21 protein-coding genes are annotated in these 23,476 nt (G+C 56.5%); 8 read left to right on the top strand and 13 right to left on the bottom strand.

All coding sequences use genetic code 11. The features are described 5' to 3' along the window. Positions 1-4 precede the first annotated feature (4 nt). Complete coding sequence (locus AC0JZ1_RS03840) at positions 5-238, bottom strand: hypothetical protein (RefSeq protein ID WP_471881114.1); 234 nt, start codon at positions 236-238, stop codon at positions 5-7. Positions 239-252: 14 nt separating this feature from the next. Beyond that, entirely contained in the window at positions 253-516 is a 264-nt protein-coding gene (locus AC0JZ1_RS03835) for a hypothetical protein (protein ID WP_471881113.1), read from the bottom strand. 321 nt (positions 517-837) lie between these two features. Between AC0JZ1_RS03835 and AC0JZ1_RS03830 the strand changes: the two genes are divergently transcribed. Together AC0JZ1_RS03830 and cydB are read left to right on the top strand one after the other, a co-directional pair. Beyond that, on the top strand, positions 838-2,265 hold the full coding sequence (locus AC0JZ1_RS03830; protein WP_471881112.1) for a cytochrome ubiquinol oxidase subunit I: 1,428 nt from the start codon (positions 838-840) through the stop codon (positions 2,263-2,265). After that, positions 2,255-3,259: a cytochrome d ubiquinol oxidase subunit II gene (gene cydB / locus AC0JZ1_RS03825; RefSeq protein WP_471881111.1), complete on the top strand. Its 1,005-nt coding sequence runs from the start codon at positions 2,255-2,257 to the stop codon at positions 3,257-3,259. The genes AC0JZ1_RS03830 and cydB overlap by 11 nt, the downstream gene beginning before the upstream one ends. Positions 3,260-3,375: 116 nt before the next feature. Here the strand turns inward: cydB and AC0JZ1_RS03820 are convergent, their stop codons facing one another. The 4 genes from AC0JZ1_RS03820 to AC0JZ1_RS03805 form a co-directional block, all read right to left on the bottom strand. Then, a complete protein-coding gene (locus AC0JZ1_RS03820; RefSeq protein ID WP_471881110.1) occupies positions 3,376-4,188 on the bottom strand; it encodes an ABC transporter permease in 813 nt (270 codons plus the stop codon). Further along, positions 4,185-4,916 carry an ABC transporter permease gene (locus AC0JZ1_RS03815; protein ID WP_471881109.1) on the bottom strand — a complete coding sequence of 244 codons (732 nt, stop codon included), beginning with the start codon at positions 4,914-4,916 and terminating at the stop codon, positions 4,185-4,187. The genes AC0JZ1_RS03820 and AC0JZ1_RS03815 overlap by 4 nt, the downstream gene beginning before the upstream one ends. Before the next feature lie 132 nt (positions 4,917-5,048). After that, positions 5,049-5,831, bottom strand: a complete 783-nt coding sequence (locus tag AC0JZ1_RS03810; protein WP_471881108.1) for a transporter substrate-binding domain-containing protein — start codon at positions 5,829-5,831, stop codon at positions 5,049-5,051. 29 nt (positions 5,832-5,860) lie between these two features. Next, positions 5,861-6,634 carry an ABC transporter ATP-binding protein gene (locus tag AC0JZ1_RS03805; protein WP_471881107.1) on the bottom strand — a complete coding sequence of 258 codons (774 nt, stop codon included), beginning with the start codon at positions 6,632-6,634 and terminating at the stop codon, positions 5,861-5,863. 284 nt (positions 6,635-6,918) lie between these two features. On the opposite strand from AC0JZ1_RS03805, the gene AC0JZ1_RS03800 reads away from it, so the two are divergent. The 5 genes from AC0JZ1_RS03800 (at position 6,919) to AC0JZ1_RS03780 (ending at position 15,229) form a co-directional block, all read left to right on the top strand. Beyond that, a complete protein-coding gene (locus AC0JZ1_RS03800) occupies positions 6,919-7,551 on the top strand; it encodes a TetR family transcriptional regulator C-terminal domain-containing protein (RefSeq protein ID WP_471881106.1) in 633 nt (210 codons plus the stop codon). A gap of 21 nt (positions 7,552-7,572) precedes the next feature. Beyond that, positions 7,573-8,778 (top strand): pyridoxal phosphate-dependent aminotransferase, encoded by a 1,206-nt coding sequence (locus tag AC0JZ1_RS03795; RefSeq protein WP_471881105.1) that lies wholly within the window; start codon positions 7,573-7,575, stop codon positions 8,776-8,778. Between the two features lie 115 nt (positions 8,779-8,893). After that, positions 8,894-10,645 (top strand): ABC transporter ATP-binding protein/permease, encoded by a 1,752-nt coding sequence (locus AC0JZ1_RS03790; protein WP_471881104.1) that lies wholly within the window; start codon positions 8,894-8,896, stop codon positions 10,643-10,645. A gap of 112 nt (positions 10,646-10,757) precedes the next feature. Beyond that, positions 10,758-12,941 (top strand): putative bifunctional diguanylate cyclase/phosphodiesterase, encoded by a 2,184-nt coding sequence (locus AC0JZ1_RS03785; RefSeq protein WP_471881103.1) that lies wholly within the window; start codon positions 10,758-10,760, stop codon positions 12,939-12,941. A 353-nt stretch (positions 12,942-13,294) separates the two neighbouring features. Beyond that, positions 13,295-15,229 (top strand): methyl-accepting chemotaxis protein, encoded by a 1,935-nt coding sequence (locus AC0JZ1_RS03780; RefSeq protein WP_471881102.1) that lies wholly within the window; start codon positions 13,295-13,297, stop codon positions 15,227-15,229. Positions 15,230-15,299: 70 nt separating this feature from the next. Here AC0JZ1_RS03780 and AC0JZ1_RS03775 read toward each other — a convergent pair whose 3' ends face one another. Beyond that, entirely contained in the window at positions 15,300-17,216 is a 1,917-nt protein-coding gene (locus AC0JZ1_RS03775; protein WP_471881101.1) for a hybrid sensor histidine kinase/response regulator, read from the bottom strand. Positions 17,217-17,241: 25 nt separating this feature from the next. After that, positions 17,242-17,994, bottom strand: a complete 753-nt coding sequence (locus AC0JZ1_RS03770) for a helix-turn-helix domain-containing protein (RefSeq protein WP_471881100.1) — start codon at positions 17,992-17,994, stop codon at positions 17,242-17,244. A gap of 127 nt (positions 17,995-18,121) precedes the next feature. Between AC0JZ1_RS03770 and AC0JZ1_RS03765 the strand changes: the two genes are divergently transcribed. Next, on the top strand, positions 18,122-18,847 hold the full coding sequence (locus AC0JZ1_RS03765) for a response regulator (protein WP_471881099.1): 726 nt from the start codon (positions 18,122-18,124) through the stop codon (positions 18,845-18,847). A 6-nt stretch (positions 18,848-18,853) separates the two neighbouring features. Here the strand turns inward: AC0JZ1_RS03765 and AC0JZ1_RS03760 are convergent, their stop codons facing one another. The 5 genes from AC0JZ1_RS03760 to AC0JZ1_RS03740 form a co-directional block, all read right to left on the bottom strand. Next, a complete protein-coding gene (locus AC0JZ1_RS03760; RefSeq protein WP_471881098.1) occupies positions 18,854-19,204 on the bottom strand; it encodes a hypothetical protein in 351 nt (116 codons plus the stop codon). 134 nt (positions 19,205-19,338) lie between these two features. Then, positions 19,339-21,123 (bottom strand): adenine deaminase, encoded by a 1,785-nt coding sequence (locus AC0JZ1_RS03755; RefSeq protein WP_471881097.1) that lies wholly within the window; start codon positions 21,121-21,123, stop codon positions 19,339-19,341. After that, entirely contained in the window at positions 21,120-22,043 is a 924-nt protein-coding gene (locus tag AC0JZ1_RS03750) for a nucleoside hydrolase (protein ID WP_471881096.1), read from the bottom strand. Before AC0JZ1_RS03750 ends, AC0JZ1_RS03755 begins: the two co-directional genes overlap by 4 nt. Continuing rightward, positions 22,043-22,303, bottom strand: a complete 261-nt coding sequence (locus tag AC0JZ1_RS03745) for a hypothetical protein (protein WP_471881095.1) — start codon at positions 22,301-22,303, stop codon at positions 22,043-22,045. The genes AC0JZ1_RS03750 and AC0JZ1_RS03745 overlap by 1 nt, the downstream gene beginning before the upstream one ends. Continuing rightward, complete coding sequence (locus AC0JZ1_RS03740) at positions 22,303-23,343, bottom strand: LacI family DNA-binding transcriptional regulator (RefSeq protein ID WP_471881094.1); 1,041 nt, start codon at positions 23,341-23,343, stop codon at positions 22,303-22,305. Before AC0JZ1_RS03740 ends, AC0JZ1_RS03745 begins: the two co-directional genes overlap by 1 nt. Positions 23,344-23,476: the final 133 nt, after the last annotated feature.

The raw sequence follows: 23,476 nt of genomic DNA, 5'->3' as shown, positions 1-23,476 counted from the left end.
AAGCTCAACCTTTACGGTGCGCGCTTTCCTGATTCACCCCGCGGACAATGCCGGGATCATCGTGCATCGATACTTCTCCCACCTGCGGGTTGATGCTCTCACCCTTGCGGAAGGCCTCCCGCGCTTCCGGGCTACGTTCCAGGTCAGCGCGTGCATCGAAATCAGGACCGGCATTGGCTGTATTTTCCTGTTTCTCGATGATGGCCCGCTGCTGTTGATGTGTCTTATTGCCTTGCATGGCTCGGCTCCTGATCAGTGACGTGACACGAACTTGTTGAAACGGCTTGTCTTTCCATCCTTGGTTTTGTCCTGATAAAGAAAGCTCAGCTCGTTCTCATCGAAAATGGCAAAGAAATCGTCCCACCCGATCTTTTCCAGGTTCTCCTCCGGCTTCCCGAAATCCACGCGCAACAGGCCACCTTCCTTCGCTCCCTTGACGCGCGAGGGATGGCCGCCACGCTTCTCGATCCAGCCACGAATTTCCTTATGATCGGTCGTTTGAACGGATTCGCTCATGTTGGTTCTCCTGATGAACTGACACCATTCCGAACCAGTGCCTGAGGCCAGGGTTCCTCAAAGAATGTTTGTCCGCCTGGAACTAATGGCCCGACCGCTCGTTTTTTTGCTGTCGCGAGGCACAAGGCGCCTCGCGACAGCGTCATAGAACCTCCCCCCTCGGGGCGTCTCCTTCCTAAGGAGGCGCCCTTTCTTTCGCATCGGATGCTCTGCGACCTTTCGTCAATGCGACCAAACTAACCATTGCCGAACTTCAGCTTGCGATTACATACTGCTCAACAAGGTCGATCTGTGTGTTTTTCGATCGGAAAGAGAGCTGCCATGTTCGAGCACTTCGATGCCATCCTACTGGCGCGAATTCAGTTCGCCTTCACGGTTTCCTTCCACATCATTTTCCCCGCCTTCTCTATTGGGCTTGCAAGCTATCTTGCGGTGCTGGAAGGCCTACACCTTTGGACAAAAAAACCGATCTACATCGAGCTTTTCGATTTCTGGAAAACCATCTTCGCGATTGCATTCGGCATGGGCGTGGTCTCCGGCATCGTCATGTCCTACCAGTTCGGCACGAACTGGAGCGTGTTCTCCGATAAAGCCGGGCCGGTGATTGGCCCATTGATGGGGTATGAAGTGCTCTCTGCCTTCTTCCTCGAAGCTGGCTTCCTGGGTGTGATGCTGTTTGGCCGCAAGCGGGTGGGCAAAGGGTTACACTTCTTTGCCACACTGATGGTGGCTTTTGGCACGCTGTTATCAGCAACCTGGATTCTCTCGGTCAATTCCTGGATGCAGACGCCGGCAGGGTTTGCCATGAACGAGAAGGGCCAATTCGTGCCTGCGGATTGGTGGGCGGTGATCTTCAATCCCTCCTTCCCCTATCGCTTCACGCATATGGTGCTTGCCGCCTATCTGACGACGGCTCTGGTGGTGGGTGCGGTTGGCGCATGGCATCTCTTGCGTCGCACGGCCCCTTTGCGGGCAGGCACTATGTTTTCCATGGCCATGGGCATGATTGCGGTGGTCGCGCCTCTGCAAATTCTGGCAGGCGATGCGCATGGCTTGAACACGCTGGAGCATCAGCCCGCCAAGGTCATGGCCATGGAAGGCCATTTTGAAAGCCATCCAAACGGCGCACCATTGATCCTCTTCGGTATACCCGATCAGGAAAACCAGAAAATGAACTACGCTATCGAGGTTCCGAAGGCGTCGAGCCTGATCCTGAAGCATGATCTCAATGCTCCGCTAGCAGGGCTCGATACAATACCGCGCGACAAACAGCCGCCAGTCACGGTCGTCTTCTGGTCCTTCCGCGTCATGGTCGCTCTCGGCTTTGCCATGTTGGGACTTGGGCTATTCAGCCTGTACTGCCGCTGGCGGGGTTCTCTCTACCAGAACGCCTGGCTGCATTGCTATGCCTGCGTTATGGGACCAGCCGGTTTTATCGCAGTTCTGGCGGGTTGGATCACCACAGAAGTGGGACGGCAGCCCTACACAGTTTATGGTCACCTGCTGACGGCAGATTCGATCTCACCGATCTCAGCGCCTGCCGTTGGTGCTTCTCTCATCGCCTTCATCATTGTCTACTTTCTCGTCTTCGGTGCTGGAACCTTCTATATCCTAAGACTGATGGGCCGGTTGCCGCGTGATCCGGATGCCCACTTGGGGGGTGGACCAATTCGCAGCGCGGGGATCACCCCGGCACCCGCCCTTGCAGAGGGCCATACCCGCCATGGAGGGGCGCATCATGGAGCTTGATCTTCCCTTCATCTGGGCGGCCATCATCGCCTTCGCCGTGCTCGCCTATGTGGTTCTCGACGGCTTCGATCTTGGCATCGGCATCCTGTTCCCATTCTTTCAGCAGAAGCACGATAGGGATGTCATGATGAATTCCGTCGCACCAGTCTGGGACGGAAATGAAACATGGCTGGTGCTTGGCGGTGGCGGTCTGCTCGCCGTCTTTCCGCTGGCCTATGCGACCATTCTTCCCGCTCTTTATGCGCCGCTGATTGCCATGTTGCTGGGTCTGATCTTTCGCGGCGTGGCCTTCGAATATCGCTGGAGAACCAAGCGGGCGGAGTGGCTCTGGGACTGGGCTTTTGCGGGCGGCTCCATTGTCGCCACCTTTGCCCAAGGCGTGGCGCTCGGGGCTCTCGTGCAAGGTATTCCGGTGGTCAACCGCGCCTATGCAGGCGGCTGGTGGGATTGGCTGACACCGTTTTCCGTTATGACGGGAGTGGCCTTGCTGATTGGCTATGCACTGCTCGGCGCAACATGGCTGGTCATGCGGACAGAAGGCGAGCTGGCCGAGCGGGCAAGAAACTTTGCTTTCTTCACGGTTTTCGGAACCGTGGCCGCTATGGGTATTGTCAGCATCTGGACGCCCCTGTTGAAGCCGGAATACTTGGATCGCTGGTTCAAATTCCCCGGCGCTCTGTTGACGGTTACCGTGCCACTCCTCGTTTTTGCCTGCCTTTATGGCGTGCTTTCTGGCATCCGCAACAACAAGGACACGAGGCCTTTTCTCTGCTCGCTTGGCCTCTTCGTCCTGGCCTATGCGGGCATCGGGGTCAGCTTCTATCCCTATATCGTTCCGACCTCAGTCACCATCTGGGATGCTGCAGCACCCGATGAGAGCCTGAGTTTTCTGCTTGTGGGAGCTGCGGTCCTGGTTCCGGCGATCCTGATCTACACCTCTTATGCCTATTGGGTCTTCCGAGGCAAAATGAACCCCGATGAGGGCTATCACTAATGGCAAGCCAGAAAGTTCAGCAGATCGCCTGGTTCATTGGCCTCTGGCTTGCGGGTGTGCTGGCTGTCAGCTTCGTTGGCCTCATTATCAAACTGTGGCTTGGAGCCTGAACGCCTTCACGCCCCTCGATTTGGGACGCGCTTTTCGAGCAGTCGGAAGGCGTAGACCAGAATGCCGGTCAGGATGAGATAGATGAGTGCCAGGAACAACAGCGGCTCATAGGTGAGGAAGGTATCCTGACGCACGCGGGAAATCACGCCATACACATCCACAACCGTGATCGTGGCGACGAGCGGTGTTGATTTCAGCTGCAGAACCGTTTCGCCCGTCAGTGTGGGCAGGGTGCGCTGGACAGCCCGTGGCAACCAGATGCGCCGGAACATGGTGAAACGACCCATGCCATAGGCGCGGGCAGCCTCCAGTTCGCCCTTCGGCACACCGGCAAATGCGCCGCGCATAACCTCACCCTCATAGGCGGCAAAGGAAATCGTCAGCGCTGCGAAACCATAGGGCCATGCCTGCCTGAGATAGGGCCAGAGGAAGGATTGGCGGATTTCCGGGTACTGCGCAAACAGCGACCCCAGCCCGTAATAGAGCAGCCAGAGCTGCAAAAGCAGGGGTGTTCCACGAATGAGGGTGCAAAAACCCCGCGCCAACCAAGCGAGAGGCCGTGGTCCTGTAACCTGAACGAGGCCAAGCGGCACGGCAAACAGGAAGCCAACCACAGAGGTTGAAAAGAGCAGAAGCAGCGTTTCCCAGATGCCCCAGAGCAGACGGCTCTGGTATTGCGGCAACCAATCCCACCGCATGAACCAGACCATGCAGAAGATGATGCCAGCAAAGACGGCCATCAGGAAAATTCGATGTGGCTCAAACAGGCTGCGCGCCTTGGGCGGCTCGTAAGCGGGAATTCCGGTAACCTCGCTCATGCTGCACCTTCCGGGCGGGTCATGCCACGGCGGGCTCGCTTCTCAAGAAAGCCGATCAGCACGTTCGAGATCAATGTTACCAATAGATAGAGAACCCCTGCCGCCAGGAAGAACATGAGGTAGGCCTTCGTGGTGCCTGCCGCCTGCCTCGTGACCAGCGTAAGTTCCGCGAAGCCCACGACGGCAAGAAGCGCGGTATCTTTCGTGGCAATGAGCCAGAGGTTGGAAAGGCCGGGAATGGCATAAGGCAACATGGCCGGAAGCGTGATGCGGCGAAGCGCCAGCAACGGTGGCATGCCATAGGCGCGAGCCGCTTCGATCTGGCCAGGCGGCACGGCAAGAATGGCACCGCGCAACACTTCGGTCGAATACGCCCCTTGCACCACGCCGATAACGAAAATACCGGCTACCAGACCGCTGATATCGACCGCAGGCAAACCCAGCACGGCCATCAACTGGTTCACCGCATCCGTGCCAGCATAATAGAGTATGAGGATCAGGATGAGTTCCGGCACCCCGCGCACCACAGTGGTGTAAACCGCCAGCAGATCGCGCAGAATGGGACCGCCCCACAGCTTCCCCGCTGCTCCTCCGATGCCAATGAAAAGCCCCAGCAGATAGCCACCAATGGCCACCTTCAGCGACATCAAAAGCCCTTGCAGCAAAACGCCGCCCCAGCCGGGTGAAGAAAGGGCAAGCAGGCTCAGGTCAAAACTAGTAGGGCCCATGAACGATCGGTTTTCCGGGGCTTATGCAGCATGTTCTGACAGCAGGAAAGCGACCAGAAAAAGGATGCAGAAGCGTCAATCGAAAAGCCGAAACCCACCAGAAAGACGGGCTTCGGCAGCGATTACGGTAAGTTACTTGCCGTAGACGTTGAAGTCGAAGTACTTCTTCGAAATCGTGTCGTAGGTGCCATTGGCGCGGATAGCCTTGATGGCGGCGTTGAACTTGTCCTTCAGCGCCGTGTCATCCTTGCGAACGCCAACGCCAACGCCGGCACCCAGGATTTCCGGGTCATCCTGAACGTTGCCCTTGAGGTCGCAACAAGCTTTGCCTTCATCCGTCTTGAGGAAGGAATCGAGCGTGATGAGGTCGGCCTGGATCGCGTCGATACGGCCAGCTGCCAGATCGCTATTGGCTTCATCCTGGGACTGATATTCCTTCAGTTCGGAAATAGCCTTGCCGAAGTGGGCCTGCACATAGCGCTGGTGAATGGTGGAAGCCTGAACGCCCACGATCTTGCCCTTGAGACCTTCTGCCGTTGGTTCAAACTTCTCGCCCTTCGGGCCGATAATGGCCGATGGTGTGTTATAATATTTATCGGAGAAATCGATCATCTTCTTGCGCTCGTCGGTGATCGACATGGAGCTCATGATCGCGTCGATTTTCTTGCCGTTGAGCGCCGGGATGAGGCCGTCAAAGGCAATCGGCGTCAGCGTGCAAGTCAACTTGGCTTCTGCACAGAGCGCATCCATGATTTCCACTTCCCAGCCAACCCACTTGCCGCTGGAATCCGGCGAGCTGAACGGTGGATACGGGCCGGAATCAACGCCGACCTTGATGTCTTGCGCCACGGCTGCGGTCAGGCTGGCGGCTCCCAGTGCCAGCGCCAGAACGGCTGTCTTCACAATGTTCTTCATGATTTCCCCTTTCGAGATTATCTTCGTTTTTAGTGGATAGAACTGATGAACTTCTTCAACCGCTCAGATTGCGGGTTCTCGAAGATGGCTTCTGGCGGCCCCTGTTCCTCGATGACGCCGCCGTGCAGATAGATAACGTGGCTTGCCACCTGCCGTGCAAACTTCATCTCGTGCGTCACCAGAAGCATCGTGCGCTTTTCGCGGGCAAGATCGCCAATAACGCTCAAGACCTCGCCGACCAGTTCAGGGTCGAGCGCGGATGTCGGCTCATCGAAAAGCATAACGAGCGGCTGGATGGCGAGCGCGCGGGCAATCGCGGCACGCTGCTGCTGACCACCGGAGAGAAATGCTGGATAGGCATCACGCTTCTCGTAAAGGCCGACGCGGCGCAACAGCGCTTCCGCCACTTCAATAGCCTGATCCTTCGATTGACCGAGGACGTGGACCGGCACTTCAATGACGTTTTGCAACACCGTCATGTGCTGCCAGAGATTGAAGCTCTGGAACACCATGCCGAGCTTGGTGCGAATGCGCTGAACCTGGCGGCGGTTGGCGGGCATCAGGCCGCCATGACCATCGCTTTTCAAATCGATGGGTTCACCGTGGATCGACACGCTACCTGCCGTCGGCAGTTCCAGCATGTTGATGCAGCGCAGGAAAGTAGATTTCCCCGAACCACTCCCGCCGATCAGCGCGATCACATCGCCCTGCTTGGCGGTGAGAGAAACGCCTTTGAGAACCTCCAGCGGACCAAAACGCTTATGGAGATCCCGAACTTCAATGGCTTGCGCCGGTTCCGTCATGTTACCTTCACTGCCAGCCTTTGAATGGCCGGTCTTGGCTTAACGATTATTCCCCCCAGCATGTTTTTGATCAACGGAGCTGGTACCGATGGATTAAGCGGCAACTTTTGCACTTGTCCATAAATTACTCAAGCGTATAATACAGTTTCTGAACAATCTTCAGCTTTGGCATCCATGGCGAGGTCTATTGTTGCGCTTCTGGCCGCGGCAGTGACGCCCCTCCTCGTCTGATCGATGCTATGTTCCGATGTATTTGCGTTCGCAGCCGCAAGAGGGAAACCGGATTGACCCGCCGTAGCTATCACCGCGCCTCGGAAAACGAGCGCCGCGACGATCTGATCAACGCCACACTCGATTGCATCGCCGAATTCGGTATTCAGGGCGCAACTGTGCGCCAGATTGCAACGCGTGCTGGCGTCACCGGCGGGCTCATACGTCATTATTTCGAGGGCAAGGACCAGATGATCCAGGCCGCCTATCGCCAGATCATGGCCGATATGCTGGAGCCTGCCTTGAGCGCTGCGGATCAGGATGTGCCCGCCGCCAAGCGGCTGCATGATTTCATCGTGGCGAACCTCACGCCCCCGGTTACGGATGTGAAGATGCTGTCGCTCTGGGCCGTTTTTATTGGCCAGATCCGCATTGATCCCGCGATAGCCGCCATCCACCGCGAAAACTACCTTATTTTCCTCAACGCGCTGGAGGATCTGGTCTCAAGCTTCTTCCGCGAGCGGGGCGAAGTTATCGATTCCGAACGTTGCCGCCGGGAAGCGATCGCGCTAAACGGCCTCATCGATGGGCTTTGGATGGAAGGCACGCTGGCGGCAGATATGTTCCGCGAAAGCGAGCTGGCAGAAACAGCTCTCATTTCGGTGGAGCGTCTTCTCGGTCTTAAACCCGGAGAACTCTCCGCCTGACACGTTCCGGAGGAGATATACATGCGCTACGCTTCCATCACCGACCGTTTGGCCGATCTGGGCTCAGGCCGCTGGGCTCTGCACATCGCAGCCCGCCGCATGAAAGCGGAGGGTGAGCCAATCATCGAGCTGACAATCGGCGAGCCGGATCTTCCCCCCCATCAGGAACTGCTCGATGAATGCGCACGTGCAATGTATGCGGGGCGCACCCGCTATTCCAACGGCCGCGGTGAGCCAGCCGTCCTGAAAGCCTTGGTCGATAAATATTCTGCGCGTCGTCCTGGCGTGACCGACAAGAACTTCCTCTGCTTCCCCGGGACCCAAAGTGCACTTTATGCTGTGATGACAGGCCTTGTTGAAGCGGGCGATGGCGTTCTGGTGGGTGATCCGCTCTATGCAACATATGAAGGCGTAATCGCCTCAACCGGCGCGCACCTGATCCCCGTTCCATTGCGCCCGGAAAACCGCTTCCATTTGCAAGCTGCCGATCTTGAAAGAGCCATCACACCGGAAGCGCGCGTCTTGTTGCTCAACACGCCGCACAACCCGACAGGCGCAGTGCTGACCGCGGCAGAAATCTCAGCCATTGGCGCCATCTGCCGCAAGCATGATCTCTGGATTGTTTGCGACGAAGTCTACGAACAGCTAATCTTCGGCGCGGATTTCGCCTCTCCTTTCGACATGCCGGAGCTGGCGGAGCGCACCATTGTCGTCTCTTCCATTTCAAAATCCCATGCAGCACCCGGCTTTCGCAGCGGCTGGGCCGCGGGACCTGAAGAATTCTGCGCCAGGCTTCTGCCTGTTTCGGAAACCATGCTTTTCGGCGTTCAACCTTTCATCGCAGATATGGCAGCCTTGGCGCTTTCCAAGCCGTTCGAGACAGCAAGCATCATGAAGGCCAATTACAGTCGCCGTGCCGCCATTATCGAAAAGACCCTGTCCGGCAGCAACCTTTTGAAGCCGATGATGCCGGAAGGTGGGATGTTCGTGGTGGTCGATGTAACCGGCACAGGACTGAATGGCGAAGCCTACGCTTGGGAATTGCTGCGCAAGGAAAAGGTCGCCGTGATGCCGGGTTCCTCTTTCGGGCATCAGGCTGCAGGCTTCATCCGCATTTCCTTGACTGTTCCCGACGATGTTCTGGAAGAAGCGGTCAATCGCATGGCACGTCTTGCGGCCAGCCTTGCCAGCGCCCCGCAGGCCGAAGGCGATAAACTTCACGTCTGAACAGCACATCCGCCTGCCGCAAGCTTGCCGTGAGACGGTAGCAAGGTCGGTTTACCAATTGCCTGTATAAATAGGCGTGGTGGAGACGTTTCGTTTCCGCAGGTGGATGCAGGGCATGGCAAATACTGAGCAGAACGCTGATCGATCCGATCTTGAAAACTATCCGGATTTTGGTTTCGGAAGTCAGTTGAAAATGATGGCGGGGGCCTTCTGGTCCTCGCAGGTGCGGGGCCGCGTTTTAGCGCTGATCGTGGCACTTCTCACCATCATTCTGACAACGGTCTACGCGCAGTACCGCCTGAATTACTGGAATACGCCTTTCTATAATGCACTGGAACAGCGCAACCTGCCGGAGTTTTTCACGCAACTCAAAGCTTTCTTTATCATCGCCGGTTCGCTTCTTGTGCTGAATGTCATTCAGGCGTGGCTGAACCAGATGACGGCGCTTTATATGCGCGAGGGGCTGACCCGCGATCTTGTTGACCAATGGATGAAGCCGCGGCGTGCGTTGCGCCTGAGCCGTCTTGGCAGGATTGGCGTCAATCCCGACCAGCGCCTGCACGAGGATGCGCGTAACCTGGCTGAGCTGACCACCACACTGGCCATCGGTCTCGTCAACGCAACCATCCTTCTCATCAGCTTCATCGGCGTGCTGTGGGTACTCTCGGCGGATTTTTCATTCACTTTGGACGGCAAGCGCATCGACATCCCGGGCTATATGGTCTGGGCGGCACTCCTTTATGCTGGCTCCGCCTCCCTGCTCAGCAATTATGTCGGTCGCATGCTGCCGATCCTGAACACACGCAAGCTTTCGCAGGAGGCAGAGCTACGCTTCACGCTCATGCGGACCAACGAGAACATGATGGCCATCACCCTCACCAAAGGGGAAGGTAATGAGCAAAGACGCATCAACGGCGCAATCGACAACGTACTTGCCATCATACGCCGTTTGGCATTGGCCTATACCAATCTTACCTGGGTATCAGCTGGCTTCGGCTGGCTCACCGCCATTGCACCCATCCTGATTGCCGCACCCGTCTATTTTTCCGGAAATCTTTCTTTCGGCGGCTTGATGATGGCGGTCGGCGCGTTCAATCAGGTCAATACCGCGCTTCGCTGGTATATCGATAACTTCCGCCCGATTGCGGACTGGAAAGCCGCCCTCTTCCGCGTCTCGGTATTTCGCCGGGCCTTGATCGAATTGGACCGAGCGGAGGAGAAGCCAGGGGCCTTCACGCTCACAGTTGCCGAGACAGAAGAGCTCGTGCTCAAGGATCTCGTTCTTACACCCAACCCCAACGGCAGTGGCGCTGATCGCGGACTGCGTCTGGATGGCGAATATACCATTTTGCCCGGCGAGCGGGTGATGGTGAACGGCGATCCGCGTGCAAACAGACGGCTGCTGTTTCAAGCTCTGGCGGGTCTTTGGCCCTGGGGGCAAGGCGAAATCCGGCTGCCGAAAAGCGGGCGAATGCTGCTGGTTCCGCAAAAGGGTTATTTCCCCGATGCTCCTTTGCGGGAAGTTTTGACCTACCCGCTACCAGCTGATTCCCATCGCGACGAAGACTTGCGCGCGGCCCTTGACAATGTGGGGCTATCGCGACTGGCAGATCGCCTGGATGATCGCGACCGCTGGGAACGTGTTCTGGAAGAGGAAGAGCAGATGCGGCTTCGGCTTGCCAATGCCGCACTCGTCAAACCCGGCTGGATTGTACTGGATGACGCGCTGGAAGCGCTTGACCCTGAAACACAACAGGAACTGGTTTCCATTCTTGATAAGATGGCCGATGCATCGGTTATCTATGTCGGCCGCTCAGAAACCTTTCTGTCCATCAAGCCAAAATCAATACATCTTCAACCTTATTGATGAGAAATGGTATCGCTACGGGAAAGCTTGCAGTTTACTGTCTGCCGTTATGCAATTTCTAAGCTTTAAAGTGTTAATTTAGCTCACATTCATTGGACTGGCCGGGTTTCGCATGCGTCAAGCACCCAAAAATGTAGAGGTTAATCAATCGCGAGCGCTTTTGCTCGACCGCTACTATCTGGACCGCAGCTATGACGATGCCTTCACAGAATCGTTTTGCGATCTTCTATGCAACATCGCGCAAATTCCGATTGTTTACGTATCACTTATTTCAGATGATCGACAAATTATCCGTGCATGCAGCGGAGCGGTCATTAAAGATATCGCGCGCGAGGACAGTATTTGCAGGTTAACCATTGAGAGCAATTCTCCAATGGTTATTCTGGACACCGCCTTGGATGGGCGCGTCAAAGATCTTCCCTTAGTTGCAACCTATCCAAGAATTCGTTTCTATGCGGGCGTTCCGCTCACGACGCCGGATGGCGATGTACTCGGTGCGCTGTGCTTTGCCGATACACGCCCTCGCAAGGCTTGGAGCGCAGCCAGAACTGCGCGATTGATACAGGCCGGTCGCCTGTTGATGGAACACTATGAAGCGCGCAAAGACGGCTTTCCGGCCAATACGGCGGCCAGCTTCATCAACGCGACCGAGCTTTCAATGATTTCCGTCGATCGAACCGGTACGGTAAAGTTCGTCAATGACAGCCTCCTGCGCCTTTTGGGCTATCAGCGTGAGGAAATCATCGGGCAGAACGTGAGCGTCATTGTACCGCAGCGTTTCCACGGTGCGCATGATCACGGCTTCAGCCGCCTCTCAAAATCGCATGGCCCCCTCCTGGACGGTAAAACCGTAGAGGTTTTTGCACGTCATAAGGACGGAGCCGAGATCCCGATCGAACTCACTCTTTCCGCCTGGACCGATGCCAACGGCCTAGGCGTTGGCGCGATCATCAACGACATCTCCGAACGCCGTGCCAGAGATGCTCGCCTTTTGCGGCTGGCCAACAACGATCCGGTGACAGGCTTCAACACACGACACCACTGGGAAGAATTGCTGGACCAGCATATCGCTACCCACCGCGCTGGCACCGTCATTCTGGCCGAATTGGATGGATTGCGCGAAACCGGTGACCGCCTGGGTCAAGCTGTCTTCGATACGCTGTTGCAAAACATCGCCATCCGTCTTCCTCGCGTCCTGTCCAAAGAATGCCTGATATCCCGTTTTACCGAAGAGCAGATCGGCATCCTCGTACCTTCGGCACAAACATATGAAGAGGCCCAGGTTCTTTGTGAGGCGGTTCTGACCGAGCTGGAAGCTCCGTTCGATGTCGGAACAATGCGGTTACAGATTCGGCCCATCCTTGGTTATGCGAGACGGGACAATGTCGCCGATGCCCGCGAGTGGCTGGCCAATGCGGATTTCGCCCTCATGCATGCCAAGCGTGGCGGCGGCAGGACTGCCGTCACCTACGAAGGCCCGGTAGCCCAAGCCGCTCTGCAAAATCGTGTGGCGCGCGATGAACTTCTGGACGCCTTGAACAAGCAGCAATTTGTTCTGCACTATCAGCCCCAGGTGCTGCTCGAAACCGGTGAACTGACGGGCATTGAAGCCCTCATTCGCTGGCAACATCCAGAACGCGGCCTGATTTTGCCCGGGGCGTTTCTGCCGGCATTGGAAAAAAGCGCGCTGAGCCTCGATGTCGGAACATGGGTAATGCAGGAGGCGACACGCCAATTGGGCGAGTGGATTGCCAAGGGACTGCCTCCGATCAAAATGGGAATGAACCTCTTCCCGTCGCAGATTCGTGGTAGCGATTTACCGCGCCATATCAGTGATCTTTCTGCCCGCCATTGTATCGAACCAAAATGGCTTGAGCTGGAAATCACGGAAACTGCGACACTTGAGGATGAGGATCGCGCGTTTGAACTCATCAGCGAGTTGAGGGAACTCGGCATCGGCATCGCGTTCGATGATTTCGGCACCGGCTATGCCTCGCTTGGCTCCTTACAGCGCTACCCAATAACCACGCTCAAAATCGACCGCGGCTTCGTACGTGATTTGATGAGCCGTCAGCGGGATGCGGCCATCACGCGTGCTCTGATCATGCTAAGCCACGATCTTGGCCTGCAAACCATTGCAGAAGGCATTGAAACATTGGACCAGCAAATCGCGCTGAGGCTGATGGGTTGCGACTACGGCCAGGGCTTTCTCTACGGGCGTGCCCTGCCCGCCGCAGACATAGAGGCGATGCTGGCGGCGCGGGTTCCAAAACGCAGACGCACTTCCAAGGTCTAAGATCTTACAGCCACATTTTTGCAGATCCTCTAAGGATTGGTGAAAGCGGCATGATGTGACCGCTTGGATTTCCTACCTGACCGGCCAGCGCTCAAACAGTCATGCAACACCCGGAGCAGTCCCGGGGAAAAGTAAAATCCGGTTTACGCCTGAAAAGGCGTGAAATTGAGACTTGGAGTGATCCAACTTTCTTAAGACCACTCAAACGCTCTGACCAACGGCGAAAAGTTAAGGACCCAACAGGTAGTTTTCACACGCAATAAGTATTTTCGCATTTTCGAATATGAAACTTTAGATCCCTTTAACCTTTACACCCATACTTACACACAACCCAGGGAATACGTGAGGTTGTGATGAGGCTGACTGTTGCGAAAATGATCGGTGGCCTGACAGTTTTGATGTTGACCGTTGCAGTCGCTCAGGGCTTTTCATCACTTTTCTATTTCTCAAGGCTTGTCGACGGAGTTGAAATCGTCGCACAAAGTCGTGTGCCCTCTTTCATCACAATAGGACAAATGAACGCTGTCCTGGGCGATCTTCGCATCGCACAAAGCGGTGTACTTGATGCCTCTGAGCAAGATAGACCCAAATTCGAAGCTTCACTCACTCAGGCTACAAATTCACTTGAGAGTGAAATGAAGAAATACGAAGCCTTTCTCGTAGATGCAGCGGACATAGAGTTTTTCGCAAAGTTCAAAGGAAAATTGAACGAAGTGAGCCTTAGCTGGAAGGAAGTCGCTTCTTTGAAAGACCAAGGCAAGCTGGATGAAGCCAAGCGAATTTTCTTTGGTCCTGCTTTGGATACATACAATCAAGCAAGTGATACGCTACAACAGGCCGTCGACGATATGGCTTCCGACACAACCGCTGAAGGGAATGAAGCGCTCTCGACTGCTCGGCTAGCGTCGATGGTTGCCTATGTCGCATTGGGCCTCGCGGTTCTTTTCGGCATTATCTCGATACTCCTCGGTTCACGCAAAATCAGCCGCCCCTTGGTTCAAATGGCTGAAGCCATGAGCAGCCTAACCCATGGAAAACTTGACATTGAAGTGCCGGGCAAAGGCCGCAATGACGAGATCGGCGACATGGCCGACGCTCTGGAGGTCTTCAAACAGGCTGCAATTACCAACAAGCGCCTTGAGAGAGAAGCCGATGAAAATCGTCGGCAAGCAGAAGCAGATCGTCTTGCGACGCAAGCCAGAGCCGAGGCAGAAGCTGCTGAGCGCCTGCGGGTCGCGACATCCGGTTTGGCTATCGGCTTGAAGCGGATGGCAGATGGCGACCTGTCATTCCAGCTTACCGAGGCCTTCGCACCGGACTTCGAGGCCTTGCGTCACGACTTCAACCAGTCCATCAGCAAGCTTGGCTCGACCATGGGCGCGGTATTGAACAGCGTGGCGGCAATCGAAACCGGTGCCCGCGAGATTGCGCAAGGCGTGAACGACTTGTCACGGCGTACCGAGCAGCAAGCCGCTTCTCTTGAAGAGACCGCTGCTGCTGTCGATGAAATTACGACCAATGTTCAGAATTCTTCTCATCGGACGCAAGAAGCACAGCAGGTGACAAGTCAGGCCAATATGTCCGCTGACCGTTCAGCCAACGTGGTATCGGAGGCCGAGGAAGCAATGCGTCGAATTGAAGAATCTGCGCAGCAGATTGCAAACATCATCGGCGTCATTGACCAGATTGCTTTCCAAACCAACCTTCTGGCACTGAATGCCGGCGTCGAGGCCGCACGCGCTGGTGAGGCAGGCAAGGGCTTCGCCGTGGTAGCGCAGGAGGTTCGGGAACTTGCCCAGCGTTCAGCAACGGCCGCCAAGGAGATAAAGGACCTTATTCATAATTCGTCTACCCAAGTCGAGGGCGGTGTTGTTCTCGTTCGCGGCGCAGGCGACGCTCTGAAGAACATCGGCAGTTTTATTCTCCAAATCAACGAGCATATGTCCGCTATCTCGGTCGCAGCACGAGAACAATCAACTGGACTTTCCGAGGTCAATCAGGCGGTCAATGCGATGGACCAGGTTACCCAGCAGAACGCAGCCATGGTGGAGCAAGCCAGCGCGGCCGCCAGTTCGCTTGCCCGCGAGGCGGAGCGGCTGCGAGATATGGTAAGCGAATTCACACTGAAGGAGATGACCGGACACCAGGCAGCCCTTCTCACGCAAACTGCGAAAACCATGGCAGCCGCGACGGTACCCCACCAATTCGAATCCAGCGCACCGCCGCCTCAGCAGACGAAACGCATGATGGCGAACGGTGGCAATAGAGCGGAATGGTCGGAATTTTAGAGCATTTCAAGAAGTGAGCCGGTGTAGCGATTTAAGCATTCTGATCAAGATGAGCTTCAGAGATACACATTCAATCCAGTAGAGCGCGCAACTGCATGGCAAGCTCGCGCGCTGTATAGGGTTTCTTCAACCAGCTCTCGTCCGCCGCCAGCTGCTTGCCCGCCACTTCCGGCTCCGCATAGCCCGAGGTGAAGAGAATGCGCACCTCAGGCCAGCGCTCTCGCACATGCCCGGCCAGTTGATCGCCGGACATTCCCGGCATGGCGATATCGGTAAAGACGAGAGCAAAACCGGGCTGTTGCTCCAGCACGCTTAGTGCTTCAACGCCGTTTCCTGCCTGGTGCACCTCATAGCCCATGGTTTCAAGCCGTGCGACCGCCACGCGGCGAACACGGGCATCATCCTCCACCACAAGTATTTTCTCCGTGCCCCCCGGAAAATCGAATGTAGGCGATTCCTGTTCGCTGGCATGATCCGCAGGTTTTGCATCGCCCTGAATGGCCGGAAGAAAGAGCCGGATACTGGTTCCCTGGCCGGGTTCGCTATAGATCTGGATATGGCCGCCTGACTGGCGCACGAAACCATAGACCATGCTGAGGCCAAGCCCCGTGCCAGCACCCATGGTCTTGGTCGTGAAGAAAGGTTCAAAAGCCCTCTGCTTCACCTCTTCCGACATGCCGCTACCCGTATCGGTGACAGAGATCAGCACATAATCGCCGGCCCGCACTTGCGGATACATTTGCGCATAATCGAAATCCAGATGATTGCGGCTCACCTCAATAATCAACTGGCCACCAGAGGGCATGGCATCACGGGCATTGAGCGTGAGGTTCAGCAGAGCGTTTTGCAGTTGCGGCCCGTCCACCAGCGCCTCGTTTTCACCAGCGCGTATGACAGTTCGAAGTTCGATGCGGTCGCCAATCGTCCGTCGGATCAGTTCGGCGAAGCTGGAGACCATCTGCCCCAAATCCATCAAACGCGGGTTGAGCGGCTGGCGGCGGCCAAATGCCAGCAATTGTCCAGTCAGTTTCGCACCGTCATCGGTGGCACCTTGCGCCTCCCGCAAAAGCTCCTGCGCCTTCGGGTCCCTCACCCGCATTTCCAGCATTTCCAGATTGCCGCTGATGATGGTGAGAAGATTGTTGAAGTCATGCGCCAGACCACCGGTCAACTGACCGATGGCCTCCATTTTCTGGGCCTGACGCAGTTCTTCCTCGATCTTGTGACGCGAGGTGAGATCACGAATGAAGCCGGTAAAGATGCGCTTGCCGTTGGAGATGGCTTCGCCCACAGCAAGCTCCATCGGAAAGGTGGAGCCGTCCTTGCGCAGCCCTTTTACGACACGACCAAGGCCTATGATGCGTCGCTGACCGGTGCGCAGATAATTATGGATATAGTTGTCGTGATTGCCCCGGTCCGGCTGCGGCATCAGCATGCTCACATTGCGGCCTTCAACCTCTTCCGCCTCATAGCCGAAAAGGTCTTCCGCAGTGGCGCTGAAGGAGGTGATGATGCCAGCCTCATCGATCACAACCATCGCCTCAGGCACTGTCTTCAGGATCGAGCGAAAATGCGCTTCACGCGCCGCCAGATTTTCCTGAATGGTGGCTGCTGCGCGGAAATCCTCGTTGATTTGAAGCACGACTGGCTGGCCATCGGCATCCTGCCCGGCCGCAAGCCAGCGGCTGAGCACGGAAATGGTATGCCCATCCTTGTGGCGATATTCCAGATTGGCTTTCCAGGCACCGGCATCGCGAAGATGGGCGGCTTGGCTGTCAAGGGAAATGGAAGGCTCCGGGGACAGAAGCTCCGTCACGTGCAGACCGATGGCATCTTCCTTCGACCAGCCAAACAGGTCCGTGCTTCCCGAACTCCAGTCGCTAATAATCCCATCATGCGTATGGACGATGAAGTTGATGGGATCGAGCAATGACAGCAGGTCCGTCAGCTGGGTTGCAGATGCACTGTGGTCCTTACTGTCAGCCATACGAAATCCGCTAGTCTGGTGCCTGTCAATTCGGCCAGACAGCCTGACGCGTCTTCACGCCGCTGCCGCCGAGTTCCTCATAACTATCTCCATCGCCACAGAGGGCAAGCAGTTTTCCAGGCTTGGCGACATCGAATGCGTGGCGGCCGTTTGGCGCGATGATGCCCCGCTGGATCAGCTTTGTAATTGTGCGTGACACAGTCTCGATGGTCAGGCCCAGATAATCGGCAATATCCTGGCGGCTCATGGCAAGCTCCACCATTCGCGGCATTTGCCCGCCTGAGTGGCGACGTCCTGTCATCAAGAGGAAGCTGCACAGCCGCTCTTCCGCGCTCTTGCGTGACAGAAGCACCATCTGATCCTGCGCGGTAGCCATCTCATCGCACATCAGCGCAAACAATTGCGGGCGAAGTTCCGGCGAATTTTCAATCGCGTCCTGGAAGCTCTTTCGCGTCAGGCGGCGCACCTTGACGGCGGTGACAGCTTCCGCGCTGTAGAGATAGACATCCCGGAGTGACAGCCCGACCATATCACCGGCATACAGAAAGCCGGTAATGACGCGGCGGCCATCACCAATGATCTTGAAAATCCGCAGCACACCTTCTGTAATTTCGAATATATGCTGCGCGCGATCACCTTGCCAGAACAGGCCTTCACCGATATCCAGTGACTCGCGAGGCGTAGACGCAAAGAGTTCGTCCAGCGTCGCCAACTGTGGCTTCATGCCCATCACTGTGGCAAGGTGTGGTTGTGCGTTGGAAGCTGTCGAAAACATCATTCGTCCCTCTGTCTTGATGGCCGAAATATGGCGGCTGGCGGTGACAGAAGGATGCCGCGCATGTTACCGTTCGTTTGAATAGTGTAACGGTGTGTAACAGAGCAGAAGTAGCAGTCGGATCAGTCGGATGACGAAAGTCGAAAAGCGGGTGGAACGAATCCTTGTCGTCGATGACGATCCCCGAATCCGACAGATGGTGACACGCTATTTCGAAGACGAGGGCTTTCATGTACTGGGTGCGGCGGATGGCCAGTCTATGCGACGCCTACTTCAGGATCACACCATCGATCTTATTCTTCTCGATCTGGTTCTGCCCAACAGTGAAGACGGCCTTGCGCTTGCGCGTGAGGTCCGCGCCGGTTCCGACGTTCCCATCGTCATGCTGACAGGTCGCGACGATGTTCTGGACAGAATCATCGGTTTGGAGGTGGGGGCTGATGATTACATTCCCAAACCCTTCCATCTGCGCGAGGTGCTGGCCCGCGTTCGCAGCATCCTGCGCCGCCGTCGGCCAGTGGAACAGGCACCGCAGGATACTGGCCAAGTACTGGAATTCGATGGCTGGCGGCTGGAAATAAGTCGGCGACGCCTCCTTAATCCGGAGCTTCAGGAAATTGAACTCACGACCGGCGAGTTCGATATGTTGACGGTGATGATCCGAAATGCGGGCCGGGTATTGACGCGTGAAATGCTCATGGACCAGACACGCGGCCGTTCGCTCGAGGCTTTCGACAGGGCTATCGACGCTCAGATTGCTCGCCTCAGAAAGAAGATTGAACCAAACCCGGCACAGCCGACCTTCATTCGTTCGGTTCGCGGCGTTGGTTACATCTTCACGGGCGAGTTGAAGTAAGGAAATTTAAGGCTGATGGCGGCCGCCGGTTCGGTCTGCAAAAGCACTGACGCCTTGAAGCAGTGCCTCGCGAACGCCTTCCTCATCGACAACCGTCGCTACCACCTGCAAAGGTACATCCAGCACTAAACCCTCCTGTGTTCGCTTCAGCCGCGCAAGACACAGCGCCTTGAGGTAACCAAGCGCATTGGTGCAGACGAACAGATGGTCATCACCCGTCTGCTGCTGGGCAATAATGTTTTCACAAAAGCGTCGCCACTCTCCCAGATCGCTCGCAACATCCGCAGCCGCAGCCAAGGGAAAAGCGAGATCGATCTCGGATGCCGTCATTTCAGCGACGCGGTAGGCCCGTTCCATGGTCATTCCTTCGAGGGACTACCCTCAAAAATCCGGCGCGTACTCTCAAGTACGGCACCTATCCAGGACTGGACAATAGCCCTTCAAAATGAACCATGCTTTGCGCAGAATCAACTGCGACAAAATCGTACCTCCTATGAGGTAATTCTGATGATTGGGGTTTGCAGAAGCCGCCCCGTCAGAACATCGGCGATGCCGAGATCGGTCTGATGCGGCCCTGCATTGCAGGCAAGCGTTGCGCCAAAGCAGGCCTTGAAGACCAGATAGGGCGGCTCCCAATCGACAATCTCATCCATGATCTGACGGATCGCGGCAAATTGCGCCGCCACGTCACCGACTGGACGGTCTGAAACGAGGCCAGCGAGAGGCAATGGCAAAACGGCCTTCACCTCACCATCCGATGCAACAGCCAATCCTCCGCCAGCCGCAATAACAGCATTGGCAGCGACTGCCATATCTATCGGGTCCTGTCCGAAGACAGTCAGATTATGGCTGTCATGCGAAACAGTGGTGGCAAGGGCACCACGCCACGCACCCCAACCCTTCAGAAATCCTAGACGGGGAACGGCTTCTGTTCTGCCGTGCCTGTGGATCACGGCAATCATCACCGTATCGGCTGGCGGTACCACAAAGCCATCAACCACCTCCGCATCGGCCTCCCCCCACTGGGTAAAACGGGGGCGGTCAATTGTCGCCAGCCGAACGGATGCCTCTTCCGATCGCAGGCGGAAATCATCGGCAGTCAGCGCTGAAAGTTTCATGCTGTCTTGAAGGATAGCCGTCTCTATGCCGAGCGGCGGATGCAGAAGCGCACCGCCGGCTGCCACTTCCCGCCCAGACACAAATACCCGCCGTGCCTCAAAACCGCAGAGGTCTTCAAAGAGCACAAGATCAGCCCGCCGCCCTGGAGCAACCATGCCAAGATCAGGCCGCCCAAGCCGTCTGGCGGCATTGAGGGTGGCGGCCTGGATGGCCCATTCCGGCTTCAAACCGTAGCGCACGAGGCGGCGCACCACATCATCCAGCCCACCCGCCTGATGAAGATCGTCTGGGAATACATCGTCGGTGCAGAGCGTCACCGTCTGCGGCAGATGGCCGAGATCATTCAGGGCCTCCACGAAGTCCGGCAGAAGATGATCATGACTGCCACGCAATTCGATGGTGAGGCCAGCGCGCAGTTTCTCCATGAGATCCTGTGCCGAGACAAGTTCATGGTCTGATGTCACGCCTGCCGTTACAAAGGCTTGCAGGTCTTTGCCGGTCAGGCTTCTTGCGTGGCCGCAGATCAGCTTTTGCTGGTGTAAACCGGCCTGGATAATGCCTTCCATGCGGAGATCGCCTTCGATGATACCCCGCATATTCATCATTTCGGCGATGCCTGCGATATCAGGACGGGCAAGAAGCTCGGCCAACACCGTCTCGTCAAAATCGGCACCGGCCAGTTCCAGTCCCGGCGCGGATGGCACTGAAGAGGGAGCCAGAAGAAGGACGCGCAAAGGCAGGTCGATCACCGCATCTGCGGCCCAGTTGACGCCTTCAGCGCCAATGACATTGCCGAGCTCATGCGGGTCCCACACGACAGTCGTAACACCTCGCGGCACCACGGCCTGCGCATAATGAGCAGGAGATACCATCGAGCTTTCAATATGCATATGTGTATCGATGAGGCCCGGCGAGATGATGGCACCCGCAGCATTGACTATGCTTGCAGCCATCTCATGCGCACCCGGCGCATGGACGCTGGCAATCATCGGTCCGACCAAACCAACATCGGCTTCACGCAGTTCGCCTGTCACGACGTCGAGAACTTTTCCACCCTTCAACAGCACGTCGAAAGATATCTCCCCCCTTGCAGCCTGCACAGCGCGACGTCGCAATTCCGGAAGGTTGAGATCGAGAAACTCAAATGGACGGGTCATGAACCAGCTTCATTCTGGAGCACTTGCAGGATCAGGTCACGCGCCTCCTCAACCCGAATGCCTTGTGCATAATGGGCATTGAACACGCCTCTCCCGTGACGTGTTTCGATCACTGTACGGCCTCTCGTATGCTGGCCTTGAAGTTCGACATCCAGCCGCGCTTCGCGCCATTCCACCAGATCAGGCCGCGTGAAGGCAACCGCTGCCACACCATCATAGAGCGACATGGCACGACGCCCACGGCTGACCGCAATATCAATGAAGCCGCTCAAGAGATCGGCGATAAGGTCTGCATTACGACCATGCGCTGCCCGGACCGGCCAGACGTCGGCAGGTGCCGCCAATACCTTGCGGCAGAGATCGAGATCAACCATGCGGATCGGCAGGGCGTGAGAAAGCACGATGGCCAAAGCTTCCGGGTCTGCAAGGGCATTGAACTCCGCAGAGGCAGTGTGATTACCTGTGGTCAGACCACCACCCATCCACACCAGCTGCTCAATACGCGGCAGAAGATCAGGCCGTGCAAGCGCTACGGCAGCAATATTGGTCAAAGGGCCAAGCGCCAGAATGCGCCGTTTCTCGCCCTCTTCCAACCAGCGGCACAGAGCTTGGAAAGCATTCTCGGCGTGCAGGACCACAGGCACTTCAGGCAGGCGCAAACCTGCCGTGGGCATCCCATGGGCGCCGAGAATGCTCTCCGCGGTTTCGAGCGGTGATAGCACCGGCCCGGAACGACCGGTATGAAGCGGGAAACGCCATTGAAACGCCTTTGCGGCGCCAGCGGCATTGGCCTTTACCTGCTCCAGAGTACTGTTGCCAAAGACAAGCGAGACGCCATCAATTTCGTAGTGGGAATGAGCAACGACAAGAATGGCGACGATATCGTCAAAGCCCATATCGGTATCGATCCACACACCCATTACACCGTTCCCCGCTTGCACAATGAGAACAGCATAAGTGCGCCGCGCACGATGACATGGAAAGGACCTGAGACCATGTTCACCGCACGCGGCGGCCCGACCAGTCCCGCCGCCAGGGAGACCGTATCGGGAATAGGCTGATGACCGCCAAATACGGCACCAGATGCGATTGAGGGGATGCGAAAATCTATTCTGCCAGCAAAGGCTTCAAGCAAGGCCAAATTAGGGCGCATAGCGATAACAAAGAAAATCCGACGCATCACGATACCACCTGTGGGGGAAGCACATTTGTTGCAAGGCCAGTGGAGGCACGAACAACAAGCGTCATGGCAACCCGATCGATGGGCGAGACGACCGCAAGATCTGCTGTCGAAGCCGAGGCTGGTAAATCCTCAATGGTCGAACTCAAGGCATCGATGGCGAGCCGCGCGATCTCAGCCATATTCATGCGCATGGTGGTGATGGCCGGTGTGACGACAGCAGACCAGAGAAGATCATCAAAGCCTGAAACCGAAACCGTCTGAGGAACGGAAATGCCCGCGCCCTGCAATTCCGTTAGCGCCCGAAGCGCAGTCAAATCGGAAAGCGCAGCAATAGCGGTTACGCCGCTTGCGACGCGTTCTATGAGCCCCAGAGAAGAGCCGCCGCGAACCGGCTTTTCCAAAGCGTCGAGATAAACCACGTCTACCTGCGAATCTGGCGTTAAACCTTGTTTGATACCCGCAATCCGGTCGGCCTGCACCGTTGAATGAGCGCTTGTGGCAAGCACGAGGACTTTGCGGTGGCTGAGCTCGGCGAGATGCTGGCCCATTTGCTCTCCCGCCTGGACATGATCGGCAGCGACCGTATTACCTGGCGTCGAAGGTGAATCGATCATGGCGACGGGGCAACCGACATTGGCAACACGCGTGCCGCGCCGGGGGATGACGACCAGGCCATCGACACCCCGATCAATGAGGCGAGACACAGCCTGTGCCTGCCCCTCAACATCGCCGCGGGAATCCCCGATCAGGACACCATAACCGCGAAGAGAAGCGGCATGTTCGATAGCTTGCGCGATCTGCGGGAAAAGCGGGTTGGAAATATCTGGCAAAACAAGGCCCAGCACACCGCTTCGTCCGGTTCTGAGCGCCCGGCCCGCACTGCTTGGCACATAACCCAGTTCACGCGCCATTGCGCGAACGCGCTCTGCCAATTCCGGCGAAATGCGTCCCTTACCCGAAAGGGCATTGGAAACGGTCGCGACAGACACGTTGAGCCTTTCGGCCAAAAGGGTGAGTTTCGGTTTGATGGAGTGCATGGCTCGACAAATGATTAATCGTTTAAGCGGTATCGGTTAAATTTGGCCCTGTCGAGATATATTTGAAAAAGGCTGCTCACTAATCAGCGTGTAAGCCAAGAATTTAGGCAATGACGCGGCCGCGAGACATTGA

It is taken from the genome of Affinirhizobium capsici, assembly GCF_977018625.1.
The sequence above is the reverse complement of the archived record's forward strand: the minus strand, read 5'-3'. Positions and strand labels throughout refer to the sequence as shown.